The sequence below is a fragment of the Halocatena salina genome (assembly GCF_023115355.1).
GTDB classification, from domain to species: domain Archaea; phylum Halobacteriota; class Halobacteria; order Halobacteriales; family Haloarculaceae; genus Halocatena; species Halocatena salina.
In genome coordinates, this window is sequence record NZ_CP096019.1 from 1,879,131 (window position 1) to 1,900,190 (window position 21,060).

Annotated in this window: 22 protein-coding genes and 1 tRNA gene; 6 read left to right on the plus strand and 17 right to left on the minus strand. The window is 58.5% G+C overall.

Annotated elements, in window-relative coordinates:
* Positions 1-48: 48 nt before the first annotated feature.
* The 5 genes from MW046_RS09585 to gyrB all read right to left on the minus strand — a co-directional run bounded on the left by MW046_RS09585 (position 49) and on the right by gyrB (position 7,880).
* The gene (locus tag MW046_RS09585; protein WP_247992885.1) at positions 49-1,125 is read right to left on the minus strand and encodes a BMP family lipoprotein; all 1,077 of its coding nucleotides are present in this window, start codon (positions 1,123-1,125) and stop codon (positions 49-51) included.
* Between the two features lie 67 nt (positions 1,126-1,192).
* Positions 1,193-2,632, minus strand: a complete 1,440-nt coding sequence (locus MW046_RS09590) for a phosphohexomutase domain-containing protein (protein WP_247992886.1) — start codon at positions 2,630-2,632, stop codon at positions 1,193-1,195.
* Between the two features lie 157 nt (positions 2,633-2,789).
* Positions 2,790-3,239 carry a DUF5793 family protein gene (locus MW046_RS09595; RefSeq protein ID WP_247992887.1) on the minus strand — a complete coding sequence of 150 codons (450 nt, stop codon included), beginning with the start codon at positions 3,237-3,239 and terminating at the stop codon, positions 2,790-2,792.
* A gap of 195 nt (positions 3,240-3,434) precedes the next feature.
* Positions 3,435-5,870 (minus strand): DNA gyrase subunit A, encoded by a 2,436-nt coding sequence (gene gyrA / locus MW046_RS09600; protein WP_282190205.1) that lies wholly within the window; start codon positions 5,868-5,870, stop codon positions 3,435-3,437.
* Positions 5,871-5,963: 93 nt separating this feature from the next.
* Complete coding sequence (gene gyrB / locus MW046_RS09605) at positions 5,964-7,880, minus strand: DNA topoisomerase (ATP-hydrolyzing) subunit B (RefSeq protein WP_247992888.1); 1,917 nt, start codon at positions 7,878-7,880, stop codon at positions 5,964-5,966.
* A 230-nt stretch (positions 7,881-8,110) separates the two neighbouring features.
* Here gyrB and MW046_RS09610 point away from each other — a divergent pair, with 230 nt between their 5' ends.
* The gene (locus MW046_RS09610; protein WP_247992889.1) at positions 8,111-10,483 is read left to right on the plus strand and encodes a DNA topoisomerase VI subunit B; all 2,373 of its coding nucleotides are present in this window, start codon (positions 8,111-8,113) and stop codon (positions 10,481-10,483) included.
* Positions 10,484-10,488: 5 nt separating this feature from the next.
* Positions 10,489-11,586 (plus strand): DNA topoisomerase IV subunit A, encoded by a 1,098-nt coding sequence (locus MW046_RS09615; protein WP_247992890.1) that lies wholly within the window; start codon positions 10,489-10,491, stop codon positions 11,584-11,586.
* Position 11,587: 1 nt separating this feature from the next.
* Here the strand turns inward: MW046_RS09615 and MW046_RS09620 are convergent, their stop codons facing one another.
* The 3 genes from MW046_RS09620 to MW046_RS09630 form a co-directional block, all read right to left on the minus strand.
* Positions 11,588-12,568 carry an AIR synthase family protein gene (locus MW046_RS09620; protein WP_247992891.1) on the minus strand — a complete coding sequence of 327 codons (981 nt, stop codon included), beginning with the start codon at positions 12,566-12,568 and terminating at the stop codon, positions 11,588-11,590.
* Positions 12,569-12,696: 128 nt separating this feature from the next.
* The gene (locus tag MW046_RS09625) at positions 12,697-13,098 is read right to left on the minus strand and encodes a carboxymuconolactone decarboxylase family protein (protein ID WP_247992892.1); all 402 of its coding nucleotides are present in this window, start codon (positions 13,096-13,098) and stop codon (positions 12,697-12,699) included.
* Between the two features lie 167 nt (positions 13,099-13,265).
* Positions 13,266-13,712 (minus strand): HIT family protein, encoded by a 447-nt coding sequence (locus MW046_RS09630; RefSeq protein WP_282190206.1) that lies wholly within the window; start codon positions 13,710-13,712, stop codon positions 13,266-13,268.
* Positions 13,713-13,784: 72 nt separating this feature from the next.
* Between MW046_RS09630 and MW046_RS09635 the strand changes: the two genes are divergently transcribed.
* Complete coding sequence (locus tag MW046_RS09635) at positions 13,785-14,180, plus strand: universal stress protein (protein WP_247992894.1); 396 nt, start codon at positions 13,785-13,787, stop codon at positions 14,178-14,180.
* 35 nt (positions 14,181-14,215) lie between these two features.
* On the opposite strand, the gene MW046_RS09640 is transcribed toward MW046_RS09635, so the two are convergent.
* Complete coding sequence (locus tag MW046_RS09640; protein WP_247992895.1) at positions 14,216-14,548, minus strand: hypothetical protein; 333 nt, start codon at positions 14,546-14,548, stop codon at positions 14,216-14,218.
* Positions 14,549-14,720: 172 nt separating this feature from the next.
* Here MW046_RS09640 and MW046_RS09645 point away from each other — a divergent pair, with 172 nt between their 5' ends.
* The gene (locus MW046_RS09645; protein WP_247992896.1) at positions 14,721-15,464 is read left to right on the plus strand and encodes an SDR family oxidoreductase; all 744 of its coding nucleotides are present in this window, start codon (positions 14,721-14,723) and stop codon (positions 15,462-15,464) included.
* 9 nt (positions 15,465-15,473) lie between these two features.
* Here the strand turns inward: MW046_RS09645 and MW046_RS09650 are convergent, their stop codons facing one another.
* Complete coding sequence (locus MW046_RS09650; RefSeq protein WP_247994763.1) at positions 15,474-16,103, minus strand: uracil-DNA glycosylase; 630 nt, start codon at positions 16,101-16,103, stop codon at positions 15,474-15,476.
* A 104-nt stretch (positions 16,104-16,207) separates the two neighbouring features.
* On the opposite strand from MW046_RS09650, the gene MW046_RS09655 reads away from it, so the two are divergent.
* Positions 16,208-16,849, plus strand: a complete 642-nt coding sequence (locus tag MW046_RS09655; RefSeq protein WP_247992897.1) for a class I SAM-dependent methyltransferase — start codon at positions 16,208-16,210, stop codon at positions 16,847-16,849.
* Positions 16,850-16,939: 90 nt separating this feature from the next.
* Positions 16,940-17,010 (plus strand) — tRNA-Gly (locus tag MW046_RS09660).
* Positions 17,011-17,020: 10 nt separating this feature from the next.
* Here MW046_RS09660 and MW046_RS09665 read toward each other — a convergent pair.
* The 7 genes from MW046_RS09665 to MW046_RS09695 form a co-directional block, all read right to left on the minus strand.
* Positions 17,021-17,488: a hypothetical protein gene (locus MW046_RS09665; RefSeq protein WP_247992898.1), complete on the minus strand. Its 468-nt coding sequence runs from the start codon at positions 17,486-17,488 to the stop codon at positions 17,021-17,023.
* A 4-nt stretch (positions 17,489-17,492) separates the two neighbouring features.
* Positions 17,493-17,948 (minus strand): zinc ribbon domain-containing protein, encoded by a 456-nt coding sequence (locus tag MW046_RS09670; RefSeq protein ID WP_247992899.1) that lies wholly within the window; start codon positions 17,946-17,948, stop codon positions 17,493-17,495.
* A gap of 391 nt (positions 17,949-18,339) precedes the next feature.
* Positions 18,340-19,452 (minus strand): signal recognition particle-docking protein FtsY, encoded by a 1,113-nt coding sequence (gene ftsY, locus MW046_RS09675; RefSeq protein WP_247992900.1) that lies wholly within the window; start codon positions 19,450-19,452, stop codon positions 18,340-18,342.
* Positions 19,453-19,462: 10 nt separating this feature from the next.
* Positions 19,463-19,909 (minus strand): prefoldin subunit alpha, encoded by a 447-nt coding sequence (gene pfdA / locus MW046_RS09680; protein WP_247992901.1) that lies wholly within the window; start codon positions 19,907-19,909, stop codon positions 19,463-19,465.
* Positions 19,906-20,079 (minus strand): 50S ribosomal protein L18Ae, encoded by a 174-nt coding sequence (gene rpl18a, locus MW046_RS09685; RefSeq protein WP_247992902.1) that lies wholly within the window; start codon positions 20,077-20,079, stop codon positions 19,906-19,908. The genes pfdA and rpl18a overlap by 4 nt, the downstream gene beginning before the upstream one ends.
* A 35-nt stretch (positions 20,080-20,114) precedes the next feature.
* Positions 20,115-20,780 carry a translation initiation factor IF-6 gene (locus MW046_RS09690; protein ID WP_247992903.1) on the minus strand — a complete coding sequence of 222 codons (666 nt, stop codon included), beginning with the start codon at positions 20,778-20,780 and terminating at the stop codon, positions 20,115-20,117.
* 3 nt (positions 20,781-20,783) lie between these two features.
* Entirely contained in the window at positions 20,784-21,059 is a 276-nt protein-coding gene (locus MW046_RS09695; RefSeq protein ID WP_247992904.1) for a 50S ribosomal protein L31e, read from the minus strand.
* Position 21,060: the final 1 nt, after the last annotated feature.

Consider the following 21,060-nt stretch of genomic DNA (forward strand, 5'->3'; position numbering starts at 1 on the left):
TCTGGTGGTGTACCGCTCGTCCAGAGACACGAACCATCATCTGAATTATTAGACGTTAGATGGATCCGTCGGGATGGAAATCTCACCCGACACGATCTGTTCTTTCGAGGTTTCGAGTTTCGATTTGATTTCGTCTGGGATCTCCGAGCCGATCGCCTCGCCGTACACCGTCTTCACCCCTTCTTGTTCTAACCCCAGCTCGGTCGCCGTTCCGCCTTCGAAGGACTCTTCGACCACACCCTCGATGGCGTCGAACATGGCGATGTTGACGTATTTGACCATACTGGCGAGGATGTGATCGGCGTATTTGGATTCAGTCTTCGACTGGTCGCTGTCGACTCCGATCGCATACCGGCCTGCCTCCTGTGCGGCCTGGAAGACGCCGGTTCCGGTGTTGCCCGAGGCGTGATAAATGATGTCGACACCGTTGTTGTACTGAGTCAACGCTGCCTCTTTTCCACGAGTAACGTCATTGAATGAGCCGATGTAATTACTCGTGATGTCGATGGAGTCATCGGTGTAGGCGACGCCAGCTTTGAAACCCGCTTCGAACTTCTTTATGAGCGGGTTTTCCTTCCCGCCGATGAAACCGACGCTCGTCGCGTCGGTCGTTGACGCCGCGCCCGTCGACAGTCCATCGGTCGTGAGTAGCCCGGCAAGGTGGCCCACCTGAAAAGAGCCTTCTTCTTCGCGGAACTGGTAGCTCTCGACGTTCGGCTCGTCGACGTTCGCATCGACAAGCATGAACTGCTGGTCTGGAAATTGCGGTGCGGTGTCCGACAGCGGGTCTCCCTGCAGCGAACCGATGCAGCAGACGAGATCGTAATCTGGAGATGTCGATTGGGCGTACTGGCTCTGGAACCGCGAGAATTCGGACGTATCCGACGGCTGGGAGTGTTCGGTCTGGATCGAAAGCTCCTCTTTAGCACGTTCGAGACCAGTCTGTGCCTGGTCGTTGAACGAGCCATCACCGAGACCGCCGGTGGCGTACACCACTGCGACGGAAGCCGATCCTCCGTCGGTGTTCTCCGTATCCCCATCGTTTTCCGTCGGACCCCCGGTACAGCCCGCAAGCCCCGCGATACTTGTCACTCCGAGTGTCTTCACAAAGGTACGTCTGTCCATGACTATAGAACACTACAGATCATTCACAACTTTACCGGGTTAAAAACGTCGCTTCCTTTCTGAGCTCTCAATCACGAGCATCGTTCACCGCCCGGTCGACCACGCTAGTAACGGTGTCGACCAACTCGTCGACCCCTGTGCTCTCGGCGTACACCCGGATGTACGGCTCCGTGCCGCTCGGTCGGACGAGTGTCCATGCTCCGTCGTCGAACGCCAAGCGGACGCCGTGTTCTTCGTTTATCGTTGCCGCGGGGAACTGCTCAGAAAGCCGCTGTGGGACTCGTTCCATCGCCTGACTCTTGTATCCGTCAGGACAGGTGACGTTCTCCTTCCGGTATGGGCGCTCGGTGATGGGATCTCGCAACACAGCCAGTCCGTTCTGTCCCCCTTCGACTTGGGGATCGTCCGGATCCTCAGCAGCGGTGGCGACGAGCACTGATACGACGGCGGCGCTGGTCACGCCGTCGATCCACGATCCAAACCCGGGATGAATGTGTTTCCACGGCTCGCCGGCGAAGACGACAGAGCCACTTTCCTCGTGGACGGTGGCGATGCCGTCGTGGAGATATCCGAGCCGGACCCGCTCGGTCCGTCCACCGACCGCCTCGACGCGCTCGTCGATCCGATCGGAGGCGTTGGGCGTCGTCACGACGACCGGATCGCTGGCATCGCTCGCGCGGACGTAGTGCTCGGCGAGGATGGCAAGCACCGTGTCCTCGTGGACGACTGCCCCGGTGCCGTCGACGATGACGATCCGATCGGCATCGCCATCGTGACCGATTCCCACGACCGGATCCTCGTACCCTTCGACGAACTCCCGAAGATCGGACAACGTGACCGGTGTCGGTTTACTCGGTCGGCCGGGGAAATGCCCATCGACGTTTGCGTTCAACGCCACGACGTGCGCCCCCAGCTCGCGGAGCACCTGTGGCGTCGCAAGCGAGGCCATCCCGTTGGCGCAGTCGACGACGACCGTTAGTCCGTTCAGGTTGATCTCCGTCGATCCGGTCGCACGCTCAGCGTAGGAACGCGCGTCGATTCCAACGGCTCGTGCGTACTCGACCACCGCTTGCCGATAGGTTGACAGCGCTTCCAAGCGTTCGGTCGCCCCCCATTCGTCCCACTCGACCGGTGTGGGCCCGTCGTCGACGTGTTCTTCGATCCGTGCTTCCCGCTCGGCGTCGAACTCCTCGCCATCGACAAAGAGCTTGATCCCATTGTCGGGCGGAGGGTTGTGGCTCGCAGTGAGCATCACCCCGTGCCGGCCACGGGAAGCGTACGCCAGTGCGGGCGTCGGGAGCTGTCCAGCGCGCAACGCCCGCGCGCCCCCACTCGTTACCCCCGACTCGACTGCCCCAGCCAGTGCTGTCCCGGTCTCACGACCATCTCGAGCGATGACAACTTCCGTTGCTTTCTGTCCGACAGCTTGTCCGACTGCGAGCGCCAGCGACGGCGTGACACTCTCCCGAGCGTCACCCCGGATTCCAGCGGTTCCGAACAGACCCATACCGGCTATCAGCGTGGCCGATACTTACGAATGACGTTGCCCAACGATGCCGATATCGGGATATAACAACTCATAGTTGAATATGTAAAAGAACGGTTGTCGGCTCGACTGCCCGAGCATTCCGGATCTGGTTGGTTGCAAGCGCTCGCTACTTAGTTCACAGCTCCACACCGCTGGGGATGAGACTGTGTTGACGGAGGAGTTCGCCGTCGGTGCTGTAGACGAGAAAGAGATCCCGATCACAAGAAAGCACCTCGCGGTCGTTGATCGTGAGTGTGAACTGATACTGGCCGTCTGTCGTCGAATCGTCGTGTTCCCGTGCGGCGGTGACGAGACGGTCGATCGTTCCGGCATCGGCGTTGCATTCGAGGATGAAATCGCCTGTGATGCGGTCGGTCACAGCGAACACTCCCGACGTCCCCGGAGCCATCGAACCGTCGCGCATTCGGTATGATACCTCAAGGCGGTCGGAGTCGAGTGACGGAGTCGTCCCGGTGTCCGCACCCAACTGTTCCATGAACTGCTCGGATGGCCCATCGAAGCTGACGGTGATCTGGGGTTTCGATCTGTCCCCGGTGGTGACATCGAGAGCGAAATAATCTCGCATCATCCGTATCAAGCTATGACATCAGGTACCATGAACGTAACGCCCATGGCAGAAACTTGACATTTATATTTGCGATATCGGATACATCTCTATGTTCCTTCACCATCTGTATTTAAGATTTCGACACCTGATAAAGTTTTTTCACTTCTGAGTTCGGCAATTACTCGGTTGGGGATTAATATTTCCCACCGTCACTCACAGGGGGACGACGTCGACGGTCGCAACTCGGTCTTGGTCGTCGGGAGACATCACCTGCACGCCCATCGTGTTCCGTCCCTGCCTGGACACTTCATCCGCGTGTGTCCGCATGATCTGTCCCTGGTCGCTCATGAGGACGAGATCTTCATCGTCACTGACGGTTTCGAGTGCAACGACGACTCCGTTTCGGTCGGTGGTTTTGATGTCGACGAGGCCTTTACCGTAGCGTGATTGGGCTCGGTACTCTTCGATCGGCGTGCGCTTTCCGTAGCCGTGCTCTGTGACCGTCAGCAAGGTGGCGTCTTCGTCACGGATGGCCACAAGCCCGGCGACCCTATCGTCGCCGACGAGTTCGATCCCGTTGACACCCCGTGCGGCCCGTCCCATCGGCCGCACGTCTTCCTCGCTGAATCGAATCGATCGGCCCTGCTCGGTGCCGATGAGCACGTCTGTCGTGCCGTTCGTCACCACGACGTCGACGAGTTCGTCGTCGGATTCGAGGGATACGGCACGGATTCCTGTCGAGAGAATATTGTTGAACTCGGTCGTGGGTGTGCGTTTGATGTAGCCGTTTTTCGTGACCATCGTGAGCGAGCGATCGCCGTTGAACTCCTCGGTGTTGACGATGGCCGTCACGTCTTCGTCGGGATCGAGATCGAGCACGTTCACCGCCGATTTCCCGCGGGCCGTCCGGCTCATCTCGGGAAGCTCGTACGTTTTCAGCTGGTACACCTGTCCATTGGTGGTGAAACACAGCAAATAATCGTGGGTGTTGGCGTGGAACACCGCACTTACCCGGTCTCCGTCTTTGAGTTTCGTTCCGATGATGCCCTTTCCACCCCGGTGTTGGGCGTCGAACGTCGACAGCGCCATTCGTTTCACGTAGTTCGATTCGGTCAACACTACGATCGATTCCTCTTGGGGGATTAGATCCTCGTGACTCACCGTGCCGGCGTCCTCGATGATGGTCGTGCGCCGATCGTCGTCGTACTTCGCTTTGAGATCGTGGAGTTCGGATTTGATAACCCCCAGCAGCTCGCTCTCCTCCGAAAGGATGGTCTCGAAGCGCTCGATCTGTTCGGTGAGCGAGTCGTATTCCGATTCGATCTCTTCGGTTTCCAAAGAGGTGAGGCTGCCCAGCTGCATCCGGACGATGTGATCGGCCTGTCGCTCCGTGAAATCGAACGTCGTTTGCAACGTCGCTTTCGCTTCCGATCGGTCCGACGCGCTGTGAATCACTTCGACCACCTTCTCGGCGTTGTCGAGCGCTAACAGTCGGCCTTCGAGTACGTGCGCGCGTTCCGTGGCGTTGTCCAACTTGTGTTGGGTCCGACGGCGCACCACTTCGCGGCGATGTTCTAAGAACGCATCGAGCATCGCCGGTAGGTCCAAAATCCTCGGCTGGCCGTCGACCAGCGCGAGCATGATGATACTAAACGTCTGTTCGAGGTGGTGTTTCACCAGCTGATTTCTGACCACGTCCGGGTTTGCACCACGCTTGAGTTCGATGACGATGCGCACACCGTCCCGATCGGATTCGTCGCGGATGTCCCTGATTCCCTCGATCGTTCCGTCGTTGACGTCGTCGGCAATGCGTTTTATGCGCCGGGCTTTGTTCTCTTGGTACGGAAGCTCGGTTACGACGATCTGTCCCCGTTCTTCGTCGATCTCCATGGCGGCGCGCAGCCGAATTTTTCCTCGCCCCGTCGTGTAGGCGTCGTAGATTCCCGATCGGCCGACGATGTTCGCTCCCGTCGGGAAATCCGGGCCCTTGACGTACTCTATCAGTTCGGAGATCGTGCTGTCTGGATTGTCGATGCGGTGGATGAGACCGTCGACGATCTCCCCGAGGTTGTGGGGTGGAATGTTCGTGCTCATTCCGACGGCGATTCCCGATGAACCGTTCAACAACAGGTTCGGCAGCGCAGAGGGGAGCACGATCGGCTCTTCGAGCCGATCGTCGTAGTTCGGTTGGAAATCGACGGTGTCCGAATCGATGTCAGCGAGCATCTCCTCTCCGATCGGACTCATCCGAGCCTCGGTGTACCGCATCGCGGCCGGTGGATCGCCGTCAACAGAACCGAAGTTTCCTTGGCCATCGACCAGCGGATAGCGTAGCGAGAACTCTTGGGCCATCCGGGCCAGTGCGTCGTAGATCGAACTGTCCCCATGGGGGTGGTATTTCCCCATCGTATCTCCGACGATGTTCGAACATTTTCGGTGGCCAGCGTTCGACGTTATTCCGGATTCCTCCATCGCGTACAGGATCCGCTTTTGGACGGGTTTGAGACCGTCGCGCACGTCTGGCAGCGCACGCCCTGCGATGACGCTCATCGCATAATCGATGTAACTCTGTTCCATCTCCTCTTCGATTCGGACCGTCTGTAACTGGTCGTGATCGGTGATCGGGTCTTCGGGCAGATCAGAACTCATTGTTTACTTTCCGTTCGTACTCCGCGTAGTCGACTATCGGTGCGATCGCGTGTGTCGTGGCGTTCGTCATTGTGTAACTCTCCGATTGACCGATCAGATATCGACCCATTCAGCTTCGGTCGAATGCTCCTTGATGAACTGCTTACGTGGCTCTACCGCTTCTCCCATCAACACCGAGAACATCCGATCGGCTGCGGCCGCATCGTCCACCGTGATCCGTTTTAAAATCCGGTTTTCGGGGTTCATAGTCGTCTCCCACAGCTGTTCGGGATTCATCTCACCCAGTCCCTTGAACCGCTGGACCTGATCCGGAGATCCCCCACACACATCAGCAACGATCTGTTCACGCTCGGCTTCAGTCATCGCGTCGTGCGTTTCACCATTGTTCCGAATCCGATACAACGGTGGCTGTGCCGCATAGACGTGTCCCTCCTCGATCAGCGGCCGCATGTGCCGGTAGAGGAACGTCAGATACAACGTCCGAATGTGGGCACCGTCGACGTCCGCATCCGTCATTATCACTATCTTGCCGTATCGTATGCCGTCCAAATCGAACTCCTCTCCGATGCCGGTTCCGATAGCGGTGATGAGACTTCGGATCTTCTCGTTTTCGAGCACCCGATCGAGCCGTCGTTTCTCGGCGTTGAGGATCTTTCCGAACAACGGAAGAATGGCCTGACGCTCCGGATCTCTCGCCTGTTTGGCGCTCCCACCAGCACTGTCGCCTTCCACGACGAACAGTTCCGCTTCCGATGGGTCCTGTGTCTGGCAGTCCGCGAGCTTTCCGGGGAGTGACGTGGTTGCTAGCGCGCTCTTCCGGCGGGTAAGCTCCTCTGCCTTTTTTGCAGCGATACGGGCTTTGGCCGCCTCGACGGCCTTGTCCACGATACTGGCGGCCGTGTCCGGATGTTCTTCGAGATACGTTCCGAACTGCTGGTGAACGGCGCTTTCTAAGATGCCCCGCACTTCGCTGTTTCCGAGCTTCGTCTTGGTTTGGCCCTCGAACTGCGGATCTGGGTGTTTGACTGAAATGACAGCCGTCAGTCCCTCCCGGATGTCTTCGCCTTTGAGATTACCGTCGATGTCGTCGAGAAAGCCGTTACTACTGGCGTACTCGTTTACGACCCGCGTGAGCGCCGTTTTGAACCCGGTGAGGTGTGTTCCGCCGTCTCGCGTGTTGATATTGTTCGCAAAGGCGTGAATCGACCCTTGAACGTCGTCGGTCGCTTGTATCGCCACCTCGGCGTGGACATCCTGTTTTTCGGTCGTGAAGTAGATGATGTCGTCGTGCAACACCGATCGGGTTTCGTTGAGGTACGCGACGAACTCGCGGATCCCGCCCTCGTAGGTGAACGTCGCTTCACGGTCTTCCGGTTCGCTTCGGATCGTGATTTCGACACCGGAGTTGAGAAACGCCAGTTCACGCAACCGGTTTTCGAGCTTCGAATAAGAGAACGTGACCGTTTCGAATATCTCTTCGTCGGGCCAAAATCGAATCCGCGTTCCCGTATCTTCGTCAGGATCGAGATCACGGACCCGTTCGAAGGCCTCGATGTCCGGTTCTCCCCGGTCGAACGCGTGCGTCCATACGCCGCCATCGCGTTTGACCTCGACTTCGAGACGTTTCGAAAGCGCGTTGACGACGCTGACTCCGACGCCGTGGAGTCCTCCAGAAACCTGGTAGGACTTGCTGTCGAACTTCCCTCCTGCATGGAGCACCGTCATGATCACTTCGAGCGCCGGCCGCTCGTATTCAGGGTGCTCGTCCACGGGGATCCCTCGCCCGTCGTCGGCGACCGTAACGGAGTTGTCGTCGTGAACTGTCACCTCGATCGAATCGCAGTACCCCGCGAGCGCCTCGTCGATCGCGTTGTCGACGACTTCGTGAACGAGATGGTGTAATCCGCGCGAGTCGGTCGACCCGATGTACATTGCGGGCCGCTTTCGAACGGCTTCAAGCCCTTCGAGAACTTGGATATCGACGGCCCCGTATTCAGAGTTCTTCGACATAAACTACTTACTCCAGCTAACACCGTTTTGCCTATAAAACCCTCGCACGCGCGCGAGGACTACCGAATACTGATAAATCGAATCAGACATTCTGATTCGGTTTTTCTCTAACTACCTATCTTCACGCTCTGTGGTGCGTGACCGGATAGCAAGCTGTCTCTCCCTGCCATTTTCACTTTCACTCTGGTGTCGCGGCTGTTTTAACCCCTGATGCAGTACGCCCGGCTAGCATGACATCGTATCAATCGGAGCTCGGGGGGCGCACTAACGTCGCCGAGGAGTTGGCGGAGAGCCAGCGCTCCATCTCGATCGCCGAGTTCTTCGAGAAGAATAAGCATATGCTCGGATTCGACAGCGGGGCCAGAGGATTGGTCACGGCTGTCAAGGAGGCAGTAGATAACGCGCTCGATGCAACCGAAGAGGCAGGAATTCTCCCCGATATCTACGTGGGAATCAGGGAGGAAGGTGATTACTATCGGGTCATCGTTGAGGACAACGGTCCGGGAATCACGAAAGAACAGCTTCCGAAAGTGTTCGGGAAACTGCTGTACGGATCGCGGTTTCACGTTCGGGAACAGAAGCGAGGACAGCAGGGAATCGGGATCTCCGCAGCTGTGTTGTACTCCCAGCTCACGAGCGGCAAACCGGCGATGGTCACCTCCCGAACGGAAGGGGATTCGGCGGCTCAGTATTTCGAGTTGATCATCGATACGGACACGAACGAGCCGGAGATCTCCGTCGATACGACGACGACGTGGGATCGACCCCATGGGACGCGCATTGAACTGGAGATGGAAGCCAACATGCGCGCCCGCCAGCAGCTCCACGATTACATCAAACACACGGCAGTGGTCAATCCCCACGCTCGCATCGAGTTCGAGGAGCCACGCGAGCGGCTGAAGTTCGAACGTGTGACCGACCAGCTGCCCGCAGAAACCGAGGAGATCCGTCCCCACCCCCACGGTATCGAACTTGGTTCGCTCATCAAACTACTGGACGAGACAGATTCGTACTCTATCTCCGGATTTTTGCAAGACGAGTTCACTCGTGTGGGACAGAAGACCGCAGACTCGATCATCACCGCGTTCGTCGATCGTCATTTCGGACGAGAGCTGTCGTGGCGATCACCGGAGCGGTCGGCGATCGAGACGGCAGTCACCGACGCGGTGACGAACAAAAGCGACGAAGCGACAGCCGCGTTCGCCCAGCGCGTCGGAACGGCGATCACTGAACGCGACCGGATTGCACATCACGAACTCGTCGACATCGTGGCGAACGCAGCCGAACACGTCAAATCCGAATCCGGTGCGACGTTCGGCACGGCTGCACGGAAAACCACCGTTGGGGCAGTGTGGTCCGTGTTGACCGACGATATCGAATCGGATCTCTACCGGATCGTGGACGAAACGACCACGAGCCGAAAAGACACGGAGACGATAGAAGGGATGGCCCGGCGCATCGCCGTGAAGTTCGAGGATGTAGAGCGCCACCGACTACGAAAAGAGACGGTGGCGTCGTTCGTCGCTCGTGCAGCAGAACAGACCGAAACCCACGACGGAACGGCGTTCGGCGAGACTGCACAGGAGAACGTGGTTTCCGGTATCTGGTCGGTTTGTCGGAGCATCCCCGACGATCCCCCCGAAGTGCGGGCAGTCGCAAGCGACCGCGACACCGCGAGTTCACTGCTCGAAGCGATGCGCGAAACCGATATTCTCGCCCCGCCGACGGACTGTCTCGCTCCGATCACCGAGACGCTGGTTGAGGAAGGACTCCGAAAGGAGTTCAACGCGGATTTCTACGCCTCGACGACGCGCGACGCGGAAGTCCACGGTGGAGATCCGTTCATCGTGGAAGCTGGAATCGCGTACGGCGGCGAGATCAAAAGCGAGGGCCGAATCGATGTACTCCGGTTCGCCAATCGGGTTCCGCTCGTCTACCAACGGGGCGCGTGTGCCACCTCGGATGTGATTCAGGACATCAACTGGCGCAACTACGAGTTGGACCAGCCCGGCGGTAGCGGAACACCGAACGGCCCGGCTGTGGTGATGATACACGTCGCTTCCACGAACGTCCCGTTTACCAGCGAATCCAAAGACGCCATCGCGAACGTTCCAGAGATCGAACGCGAGATCGAACTGGCGCTCCGATCGGCGGCACGGGAACTCAAGCGGTATCTCAAAAAGCGCCGAACGCTCGAACAGCGCCAGCGCAAACGGAACGTGATCGCCGACATCTTGCCGACGATGGCCGACAAACTCGCTGATATGACCGAACGCGAATCACTCGCCATTGAGGATTCACTCGCCCGCATCATGAACAACGTCCTCGTCGAGCGGACGGTCGAAAACGACGGCGTTCGACTCGTCGTCACGAACCACTCCGATAGCGTCGCTGAATTGGCGTTGACGGACATCGTGAGCGTCGATCCCGGCGATATCGAGAACGCGACAGTCGTCGAGATGGATGGCGAGTGGTTCGTCAAATGGGATCCCAGCGTCCGAAGTGGTGAACAAGCCGCCATCGAGTACGACGTGAACGGAAACGCATCGTTCGACATCTCTGTCGAAGGAATCGAACCTGAAAAGCTCTCCATCAACGCCTAACGACTATGAGCACCAACACCGAAATAGATGCCGACGCCCGCGATCGCCTTCTCGATCTCGCGGCGGAGTTTTACGATCAGTTTGCCGGGGGAGAGGTCCCCTCGATGCAGATTCCAACCCGTACGAAATCGAACATCGAGTACGATGACGACAAGGACGTGTGGGTGTACGGTGACCGACATTCCACGCGTTCGGCCAACACGGTTACGGGCGCGAAAAAGCTCCTCAAAGCGATCTACGTCATCGATTTCCTCGCCCAACAGCTGGACGAGGACCGATCGTCGACCCTTCGTGAGTTGTACTACCTAAGCGAGTCCTGGGACCACGAGACGGCACAGTTTTCCAGTCAAGACGAGTCCAATCAGCTCATCGAGGATCTCGAGATCGTCTCTGATGTCACTCGAGAGGATTTCCACATGCGCCCGGAGGAGTCGGGCGCGACGCTGATGGGACCGCTTCATCTCCGCGAGCAGACCCGCCGCGGTGAGCGCGACATCCACTGTCAGGAGGACGTCGGCGAAGGCGGATATCAGATCCCCAACAATCCTGACACGATCGAGTTTCTCGACAACGACGCGGATTTCATCCTCTGCGTCGAGACTGGTGGGATGCGCGATCGACTCGTCGAAAACGGGTTCGACGAGGAGCACAACACGATCATCGTTCATCTCAAGGGTCAGCCAGCCCGGGCAACGCGCCGAATCACCCGTCGCCTCCACGACGAGTTGGATCTCCCGGTGGTGGTGTTCACTGACGGCGACCCGTGGTCGTATCGCATCTTTGCCTCCGTCGCGTACGGGAGTATCAAAAGCGCCCATCTCTCAGAGTATCTGGCGACCCCCAACGCGCGGTTCATCGGCATTCAACCCACCGACATCGTCGAGTACGATCTTCCGACGGATCCGCTGTCGGATTCGGACGTGAACGCGCTGGAAAACGAACTCGAAGATCCACGCTTCCAATCCGAGTACTGGGTCGAGCAGATCGAGCGCCAACTCGACATCAACAAGAAGGCCGAACAGCAGGCATTGGCCTCTCGCGGACTCGATTTCGTTACTGAAACCTACCTTCCGACGCGACTCGGAGAGATGGACGTATTGTAACTCACTCCCAGAGTTCGTACAGATCGTCTTCAACGGGCGTGGCGATCGGTTCGCCGTCGAGGACGACCCCCGGCTCCTCCGGGGCGTCGACGCGACCGATGACGGCGCCTGTAACGTCGCTCGCTTCCAGTGCTTCGAGCGCTGCGTCCCGTTCTGAACCGGGAACCGTCGCCAACAGCGCCCCCGAGCCGAAGATACGGAGCGGATCGACGCCTAACGCGTCACAGAGCGCTTCGGTCTCCGAGCGAACGGGGATCGTCGATCGCTCGACCGCGAACGTGGCCGATGAGGAGGTAGCCATCTCGATGAGTCCGGTGAGCACGCCACCTTCGGTCGGGTCGTGCATGGCCGTCGCGTAGGAAGCCAGTGCCGATGCGCTCTCTAAAACGGACAGCTCGTCGTAGTACGCCGTCGCAGCGGTGAGCACGTCGTTCTCGACCTGCCCATCGAGTTCCTCGCGGAAATCCGAGGCGAGGATGGCAGTGCCCTCGATGCCAGCGCTCCCGGCCATGAGGATCACGTCCCCAGCACTGGCTCCCGAGGAGGAGACGTAGCGATCCGTCGTCCCGAGACACGTCATCGACAGTAATGGCCGGGACAGCTCCGTGGAGTACTCCGCATGGCCACCGATCACCTGTACACCCATCGTCGCCGCGGCGTCGTCGATCTGGCGGGTGATCCGATCCAGCTCCCGGTCGCCGTCGTCGGGAAGAATACACACGTTCGTCAGCCACCGCGGTGTCCCTCCCGAAGCAGCGATGTCGTTGCACGCGACCGTCACCCCAAGGGTTCCGACGCGATCGATGGCCAGCGAGATCGGATCCGAGTTGACGACCAGCAGCTCCTCATCTCCCGCCTTATCCACGCGAAGCGCCGCGGTGTCCTCACCGTACGCTGGCCCCTGCACCACCGCCGGATCCGAGCCTCCGAGCCGCGTGAACACCAACTGTTCTAACGTCTCGGGTGGAACTTTCCCGACCATGTCCGATCACTGGCGATGGTCCGACCAAAAGCTGTTGTCTGAGCGGATGGGAAAAGAGAGATGAGCAACAGCAATTCATTCGGTGCGACCAGCATCGCCCACCAGTCCATTCGGATCGAAACGCGTCTTCAGTCGTCGCCTACTGCTGTTCGCTGAGTTTCGATGTGATCGACGATCTCCGTCGTTTCGTCGACGAATTCCTCGTAGTCGACTTCCGCCCCGTGGAGTATCGACGAGAAATACTGTACGTTGGCAGCGACGTTCGTCGCTTCTCTTAGCTCTTCTTCTGTGACGTCTTCCATCTTCGCTCCTTCTGTATGGAAGTGGATGCAGTACGGGCAGTTCATCGCGGTCGCTGCTCCGAGTCCGACGAGTTCTTTCTCGCGCTGGGTGAGCTCCGTATCTCCAAACTCCAGATCACGAACGACACCCCAACTGTGATCGCTAGCGGGCTCTGCGAGCGCCCTCATCCAGCTCGGTACCTGACCGAGGTACTGCTCGATTTCGTTCCGGGTATTGTCTGAAACCATCAGTGTCCCTCTCGCGCTCACCTGGAACATCTCGTCTCTCCCATCCTTCGTCAGCGGAGTGAGCGCAGTTAAAACTGCGTCGTGTCGTACAATATCATTTATCACATTATACATACGCATACAGGGGATTATCCGTCACATCGCTGTTTCGTCTGTCACCTCGCTGGTTACGTTCGGTCTGCGATGGTATCCGCGATCGTTTCGAGTTCGTCGTCACTCAGGTTCGGTGGCGAGCCGGCGACCGCGTGAATCGGCCCTCCGTCATCCGATTCGAAGCGAGGGATGATGTGACCGTGGACGTGTGGTACCTCCTGGCCCGCGGCCGATCCGTTGTTGAACGCGACGGTCGTCCCATCCGCCTCGACCGCCGTTTCGACCGGCGACACCAGCTGATACAGCGTTTCGAGTACTGTACTTGCCAGTTCCTCGGGGAGTTCGTCCAACCGCTCGTGGTGTGCTTTGGGAATCACGAGCACGTGACCGGGAGCCAGCGGGTTCGCATCTAGGAACGCGAGCGTTTCTTCGGTCTCGTACACGGTGTGGCTGGGAAGTTCACCGGCTACAATGGAACAAAAGATACAGTCATCGCTCATAGCTGTCCATCTCCTGCCCACCTCAAGTATGTTTCCCGCAACCAGCTTCCGCCGGTCCTCACCTTAATGAGCGCGCGTACCCCGAGAGTACGTATGTACGAATATTTACTCACAGTCGATGGGAACGAATCGCGCGCACGAACTCAGGCAGAGACCGTCGTCGACCAACCGACGAACGCCACGGACATCCACGCAACGCTCCTCCACGTAACCACCGACGAGGACCCGACGCCGCTCGAAGAGATGTCTGCCATCACGCTGGCCCAAAACATCCTTGAGGACGCCGGCATCGAGACCGATCTCACGCGCATCGAGGGAGACCCGACGACGGTGATCCTCGAAACGGCAGAGGAAATCGACGCAAAGCGAATCTGTATCGCGGGACGGAAACGAACACCCACCGGAAAAGCAGTCTTCGGCAGCGTCACACAAGGGGTTATTCTCAGTACCACCCGCCCGGTACTGGTCTGTCACACGGAACAACAGTAGCCGTTCAGGGGTTCGATTCCCGATTCCACGATCGTTCACCACGGTAACAGACACGTGGTATCGACGCCGAGCGCGGTCAAAAACGTTGGAACACAGAGCGGGAGGACCGCAGCGACGAGCGAATACAACCCTCCCCGTATCTGTCGGTTGACCGCTCGAACGACAGCTTTCAACAGGAAGTACGCCGAGATCATGCCCAACCCGAGCACCACGAGCGAGCCGATGTTGAACCCACTCGAACACAACAGCTGTTCCGCTTTTGAGATCCCAATCGGAGGATCTATTCGATCGATCAAAGCCGGAACGACCCCTAGCAGAATCACGGATGCTGTCGTTTGAGTGTCGGATGGCGTTCGGGACCGAACCATGTGTTTATATCTCCCGAAACCATTAAAAATTCTTCTAATTACTGTATAATATATGGTGCGAGAGTGATCTTCGATGCTGCTCGTTTCGACCGGAGTGAAATACCCTCGAAAGATGGGAATCCGCTGAATCCTACCCGAATAATCAGTATCCTTCTCCACGATAGACAGTCGTATGCACGCCGCAGCCGGGACCACATTGACGAATGAACGTGTCGTTGTCATCGATGGCTACTCGAGCGTCGGTCTCGCAACGGCGCGAGCCATCGCTGATCAGGGGGGTGAGGCGCTCATTACGGGCCGTCCAGACGACCCACTCAGGGGGACGTCCTCACAGGAGGCAGACACCGAACCGGAATCGGCTCCACTGGACCGCGCACGGATCGACGAACGAGAACTCGAAAGCACGAACGAGGCGGCGGTCGAAACGTTTCTCGGTACAACCCAATTCGATCACCTCGTGTGTGCTGGTAGCGTCAGACCCACAGGCGGTGTCACGGAGACCGACACCGAAACGTTCCGTGCGATGCTCGACTCGGTGTTTTGGCGGTCGTACTACGCCGCCAAACACGGGGTAGAACAGCTCGGCGATGACGGCTCCGTGACGTTCGTCACCGGGACCACGGCACAACGACCGGCAGTACAGTTTTCCGCCGCCGGCATCGCGAACGCGGCGCTCGAAACGCTGATGAAGTATCTCGCCGTCGAAACCGGTCCAGTCCGTGTCAACGCTGTTAGCCCCGGTCGGGTCGATACGATCGGTCTCGCCGACGATACTCGCCAAACCGTGGCCCGCGCGCTTCCTGCCCATCGAATCGGAGAACCCGAAGACGTCGCCGACGCGGTCCTGTTCGCTGTACTGAATCCTCACACGACGGGCACCGTGATCCGCGTCGATGGAGGTGATCTCCTCGTCTGATCGTTCGGTTCACCGTTCTGTGATCGATTCGATCGCCTCCCGAACGGCGTCGAGATACGACTCGTGGGTGTATCCGAGCCGCGAGAGCCACACGGACTGATAAGACGGATGGAGTAGCGGGAGCACAGGCCGACCCAGTGTCGGACAGCCGATCGGTTCGAGAACCGAGTCGAGAAAGCCATCGATCGTTCGTCCTTCCACGGCAAGCAACGACTGTGTCGCGTGTTTTCCGGTTGCAATGACACAGCTTGGGGCGATCTGTTCGATCTCTTGGCGGAGATACGGCCGACAGTTCGCGCGTTCCTCGGCGGTCGGTTCGCGGTTCGATCCCGCCCCGTCGCTTGGAAAACATTTGACGGCGTTCGTATAATACGCGTCAGCATAGCCGATTGCGGTCATCATCTCGCGGATCTTTCGCCCGGAATGGCGGGCTGTGTACGCCATTCCAGTCCAATTACCGCCTTTCCAGCGGTCGGCCTCCGGTGTTCCTGCGCCCGGTGCTTCGCCGATCACCACGAGATCAGCGTCTCGTGGACCGACGCCCCACGAGATACGTTCGCGCGATGCGGTCAGCGCCGAGCACCGCGTACACGTCTCTGCGAGCCGGTTCTGCTGGTCGGAGTCGGGAAACTCGGCCATGAGTGGACTACCGGCGGTGCCAGCGTGAGCCTGTCGGGTTCCCACGATCACACCAGCCCCAGTAAAGCCGTGGGCTTTTGCCTCGAAATTCCGTACCTGCGTGCATGAGCCGTCGGGAGGTACGCCGAACGTACGACCGTATTGCGGAGCATTTCGCCCAGACCCGTGCCCACGCGTGGTCCGACGTCGAGCGGTTCATCGAGACGGAGACCGAGAGATCCGCTGGCTCGCTCGCGCTCGATCTCGGTTGTGGCAACGGCCGACACGCCGAGCTACTGGTCCCACATGTCGATACCGTTGTCTGTGCTGATCTGAGTCGATCGATCCTCGAGACGGCTCGAAACCGAACTGGTGACCGAACCATCGAGCTGATACAAACCGACGCTGCCGACCTTCCGCTTCGTTCGGGGAGCGTCGATCTCGCGGTGTACATCGCGGCGCTCCACCACCTTCCGACGCGCACCCTGCGGCTCCGGAGCCTCGACGAACTCGCCCGCGTGCTCACGCCGTCGGGACGAGCGCTGGTGAGCGTCTGGAGCACCACCCATCCCACGTTCGAGGCGACCATGGGCTTCGATACGACGGTCGATTGGACGCTCCCCAACGGTGAGACTGTCGATCGGTTCTACCACATCTACGACCCAGAGGAGTTCGAACGAGACGTCCGTGACAGCGCTGGCAACGTACAGGAACTGTTCACCAGCAACGGAAACTGCTATGCGGTCCTCGGTGCTGCCGAAGACTGAACGTGTGACGATACCGCCCGTCGTCGTGGATGGGCATATTTATCAGTGACCGTGCCCTCACCCATAGATGTCCTCAGTGACGACCGCTATGCGCCGGTAGTCTAGTGGTAGGACATGGGCCTTCCAAGCCCATAGCCCGGGTTCAAATCCCGGTCGGCGCATCTTTTTCGTTCATTGATCCTGTGAAATCGGTCGGGTCAGTGTGCGCAACGCCCGCCGCCGCCGGTAGAAGTAGAACATCCCGACGATGAGTGCGACGAACGGGAGACATCCCCCAACGGTCCACCCGATGCTCGGGTCCCACCGGCTGTTTGCTCGCACGTACATAGCGTCGACGAACAGCCCGATCGGCGGAAGCACCCACCCCGCAAAGACAGCTGTTTCCCCGAACAGCACGTTCGCGTCGTACATCCCTGTGTACGCCTGAAGCGCCATTCCAACGACGATCACGCACCACCAGTTTCCCGAGATGATCGTGTCGTGCTGTTCGGGATCGTGTGCTCTTATCTCTCTAGTTTCTGATGGCATCCACGCCGCGTTCCGGACACCACAGTGGTGGCATATCTCAGTAGTCCGTTCGATAGGCTCTCCACACGAGCGACAGAACACTTCATCGCTCGCTTTGGATCGTGGGCTCATCGCTTCAGTAGCTTCCAATGCCAGCAATCCGAAGTTCGCCTTTGGCGTCCGAAATGATCCTCAAAATGTGCAAGGGAACGAGTATGAATCCCAACAGAAAGTAGTTGAGGGTGAGGAAGTTGACGAGTGCCCATCCCCACTTACCGACGTACACGTACCCCACTGGGGGGGCAAGCAGACCGAGGAGCGCTCCCAAGAGCGTACTCTTACCGGCGATGCTTTCGAGTTCGTACTGCCGCCGAGCGGTCATGGTACTGTCGCTGTCAGCGCGATCACCGGTCTCGAGTTTGTTCTGTTTGATACCGCAGTGTGGGCATATTTCGGCCGCTTCTTTGATTGTCTGCCCACAGTCCATACAGTACACCTCGTTTGGACCTGCTATCGCTTTCTCGTCATCAGTTGCTACGTCCGTCTCTAACTCGTCCGTAGTGGCTATCTCCGTTCGATCGTCGTTTACCATTTTGCTACTAGAAATACATGGGTGGTTGTACTTTATCTGAGTGTTCATACGCAATGGAATTCGTTACCCATTCTACTATATATTTGATATATTTTTCATCGTTAAGTCATGAGGAAGTCATCATCTTCTCTTGACATGACACGAAGTGTTATTACTATCCACGGAAGAACAACATTTCGATCCTATTCAGTAGAGCAGATGCTCATCAGATACGAAATAACGATTAGAAGGTAGCCAGCCGAACCTGCTAAGTCGGGGCACGACAGGTGACTGGCTACCTGGCCTGGTTATCGCTCCTATCAATAGTATTTTCGGCCAGTACAACATGCTCCTGTTCCAGAGGGGTCATTTGTCGTTCCGAACCGTTTCATCTGAGGAATCAAACGGTCAGTCAGCGGTCTTCGACGTCGCCTTCGAGGAGGCGATCGGTGATCTGTTCGGGATCGAACCGTTCGAGATCGTCGTACTCCTGTCCAACGCCGAGAAAGAGGATCGGCTTTCCGGTGACGTGAGCGATGGAGATCGCCGCACCGCCTTGTGGATCGGCGTCCGCTTTGGTGAGGATCGCGCCGTCGATCTCGGCCGCGTCGTTGAATTCGGATGCGCGTTGGACGGCGTCCTGTCCGGCGACGGCCTCGTCTACGAACAGAGTCATGTCTGGATCGACGACACGATCGATCTTTTCGAGTTGGGCCATCAGATCGTTGCTGGTGTGGAGCCGTCCGGCGGTGTCCCCGAGGACGATATCCACGTCGTTTGCGCGTGCGTATTCGACCGCGTCGTAGAGGACGGCCGTCGGATCGCCGCCCTGTTCGTGGGCGATGAACTTCTTATCGAGCGCGTCGGCGTGCTCACGGAGCTGTTCGTTCGCCCCCGCCCGATAGGTGTCGCCGTTTGCGAGCACCGCCGAATATCCGTGTCGTTCGAAATAGCGCGCGAGCTTCGCAATGGTCGTCGTCTTTCCGACGCCGTTGACCCCAGTGAACACCATGACGAGCGGCTTGTCGGTCTCGGCGACGTGCTGATCGAAGTCGAACTGGCCGACACTGATCACGTCGAACAGAGCCTCTTTGAGGGCCGATTCGAGGACCATATCCGTCGACTGTACCTGTGCCCTGACTGTGCCTTCGAGGTTCTCACGGATCCCTGCGAGGATCTCCTCGGCAACACCCATCTCCACGTCACTGGAAAGCAACGATAGTTCGAGGGTCTCAAGCGGTTCGTCGAGATGTTCGGGCTGGATGATGACTCCTCCCGTTGCGAACGCCTTGGCTCGCTTGCCGAAGCCGACGGAAACCTCACGGTCGTCTTCCTCGACCGTTTCGGGGTCCTCAGACGGGTCTCGATCCGGGGGCGCTGGATCTTCTCGTTTTTGGTCTTGGTCCCGTTTTTCCTCTACCGTATCGACATCGGTGTCAGCTTCGGTCTCCGCGTCGACGCTTTCGGCTTGTTCTTCCACATCGTCTTTGAACCGATCGAGTGTTTCCTTGAGTCCCTCGAACATACATCATCGCCTATTCGTCTGATTGTTGGAACTGCTGTTGCATCTGTTGGAGCTGTTGCTGTTGCATCTGCTGGGCCTGCTGTTCGAGTTCGTCGCTTTCCGACTCAAGCTCGCTGATCTCCGACTGAATCGAGCTGATGCGATCGTCGAGAGCGTTCTTTTTGTGTTCGAGGCTCTCGACTGCCCCCTCGCGGTCGCGTTCGGCGGCGTATCCTCCCCCAAGCGACACGACGATCTCGTCGACATTCTGTATCTCCGCGCGGACGTACGCGTCACCACCGAGTGGTACCTGCACGATGTCGTCGGTTTCGAGTCGGTCGAGCGCGTCGATCGCTTCGTTCGCCTCGGCTTTCTCGGTTTGTAGCTCCTCGATATCCTCTTTGAGGGCTGCAACCTCCTCGTCGATGGCCTGAAGCTGTTCTTGGAGCTGTCGCAGTCCTCCACCGCCAGCACTCATTGGGTAACCCCCTCGATGTCGACTTGGGTGCGTTTCAATCCGTGCTCGGAGCCGAAATCGGCGTAGGTGTGTTCGATCGCAACGTCTTCGTTTTCGGCGGTGACCGTTCGTTCGAACTGTTGGTATCCTCCTCGTGTTTGGAAGCGCCCACTAACGGTGAACTCACTCATATACACTCGTGTGGCTGCAAGGGGGAAGAATGTTGCTAGTCGATATAGCCAAGTGCGTCCTCGATTCGGCCGAGTTCCGGACCGGTCGAATCCTGCCCAGCGACGTAACCGTTGGTGTTGGCTATCAACCCCGAACCGACTAATGGCGCACCGTAATTGATCGTCCCGATGTCGGCCCGCACGCCGAGTAGATCCTCAAGGAAGTCGAGTTCACCGTCGGTTACCTTGGGGTGACAGAGTACGCCCACGTTCGTTACGACGGCGGCGGTTCCAACGGTCCGAACCCCCGCAAGCTCACCACGCTCGACAGGCACGGCGAGGGCATCAGAGACGGTGTCAACCGCCGCATCGGAGAGATCGGGATGGACGTACGCACCGTTGTCGTTTGCGAGCACGACGTTTCCTGCCGCGTTGATGGTTCCGGGTAGCTCCGTCACAGGGCGGTCCACGACCGAACGGATGCGTTGGAGTTCGGTTTCACGGATGCGGTTGCTCACGAGGAGTCCGTTTTCGTTGCCGGTTAGGAGCGCGCCGACGGTTCCCGAACCCCCGATAGTGGTCTCGACGGCTGGAACGCCAAGCTCCTCGGCAAACGCTGTTCGGAGATCGTCCTCGACGTTGGGCCGAATGAAAAGACAGTCGTCGGTGGCGACAGCAAACACCCCGACGTACGAAGAGCCCGCAAGGGTCGCGCGAAGCACAGCTTAAGCGGTTTCGGCCTCGACGATCTGTTCGCCTTCCTCGTCGAATCGTGCCGCACGAACCCGGAGCTTCCGCGGCGGATTCTTGCGCCCACGAGACCACACCGTCTCGTTGATCGACGGATCAAGCCGAATGGCGCTTTCGTCGACGGCGAACTGTTTGGCGAGGTGGGCGCGGATGAGGCTCATCGCCTTATCGGCCCGTTTGTGCTTTGCTTCCGCGAGCACATCGCGCAGCGGTACTGTGACAACCCGCTCTTCGAAATCGTTCGCACTCATG

What these genes read in the sequence shown, in the direction of transcription:
- rpl18a (WP_247992902.1), bottom strand. Translation starts at nt 20,079, where the DNA reads ATGAGTGAGTTCACCGTTAGTGGGCGCTTCCAAACACGAGGAGGATAC.
- MW046_RS09590 (WP_247992886.1), bottom strand. Translation starts at nt 2,632, where the DNA reads ATGGGTCTGTTCGGAACCGCTGGAATCCGGGGTGACGCTCGGGAGAGT.
- MW046_RS09585 (WP_247992885.1), bottom strand. Translation starts at nt 1,125, where the DNA reads ATGGACAGACGTACCTTTGTGAAGACACTCGGAGTGACAAGTATCGCG.
- pfdA (WP_247992901.1), bottom strand. Translation starts at nt 19,909, where the DNA reads ATGAGTGCTGGCGGTGGAGGACTGCGACAGCTCCAAGAACAGCTTCAG.
- MW046_RS09610 (WP_247992889.1), top strand. Translation starts at nt 8,111, where the DNA reads ATGACATCGTATCAATCGGAGCTCGGGGGGCGCACTAACGTCGCCGAG.
- gyrA (WP_282190205.1), bottom strand. Translation starts at nt 5,870, where the DNA reads ATGAGTTCTGATCTGCCCGAAGACCCGATCACCGATCACGACCAGTTA.
- gyrB (WP_247992888.1), bottom strand. Translation starts at nt 7,880, where the DNA reads ATGTCGAAGAACTCTGAATACGGGGCCGTCGATATCCAAGTTCTCGAA.
- MW046_RS09640 (WP_247992895.1), bottom strand. Translation starts at nt 14,548, where the DNA reads ATGGTTCGGTCCCGAACGCCATCCGACACTCAAACGACAGCATCCGTG.
- ftsY (WP_247992900.1), bottom strand. Translation starts at nt 19,452, where the DNA reads ATGTTCGAGGGACTCAAGGAAACACTCGATCGGTTCAAAGACGATGTG.
- MW046_RS09655 (WP_247992897.1), top strand. Translation starts at nt 16,208, where the DNA reads ATGAGCCGTCGGGAGGTACGCCGAACGTACGACCGTATTGCGGAGCAT.
- MW046_RS09595 (WP_247992887.1), bottom strand. Translation starts at nt 3,239, where the DNA reads ATGCGAGATTATTTCGCTCTCGATGTCACCACCGGGGACAGATCGAAA.
- MW046_RS09650 (WP_247994763.1), bottom strand. Translation starts at nt 16,103, where the DNA reads ATGGCCGAGTTTCCCGACTCCGACCAGCAGAACCGGCTCGCAGAGACG.
- MW046_RS09620 (WP_247992891.1), bottom strand. Translation starts at nt 12,568, where the DNA reads ATGGTCGGGAAAGTTCCACCCGAGACGTTAGAACAGTTGGTGTTCACG.
- MW046_RS09665 (WP_247992898.1), bottom strand. Translation starts at nt 17,488, where the DNA reads ATGAGCCCACGATCCAAAGCGAGCGATGAAGTGTTCTGTCGCTCGTGT.
- MW046_RS09635 (WP_247992894.1), top strand. Translation starts at nt 13,785, where the DNA reads ATGTACGAATATTTACTCACAGTCGATGGGAACGAATCGCGCGCACGA.
- MW046_RS09615 (WP_247992890.1), top strand. Translation starts at nt 10,489, where the DNA reads ATGAGCACCAACACCGAAATAGATGCCGACGCCCGCGATCGCCTTCTC.
- MW046_RS09670 (WP_247992899.1), bottom strand. Translation starts at nt 17,948, where the DNA reads ATGGTAAACGACGATCGAACGGAGATAGCCACTACGGACGAGTTAGAG.
- MW046_RS09695 (WP_247992904.1), bottom strand. Translation starts at nt 21,059, where the DNA reads ATGAGTGCGAACGATTTCGAAGAGCGGGTTGTCACAGTACCGCTGCGC.
- MW046_RS09645 (WP_247992896.1), top strand. Translation starts at nt 14,721, where the DNA reads ATGCACGCCGCAGCCGGGACCACATTGACGAATGAACGTGTCGTTGTC.
- MW046_RS09625 (WP_247992892.1), bottom strand. Translation starts at nt 13,098, where the DNA reads ATGGTTTCAGACAATACCCGGAACGAAATCGAGCAGTACCTCGGTCAG.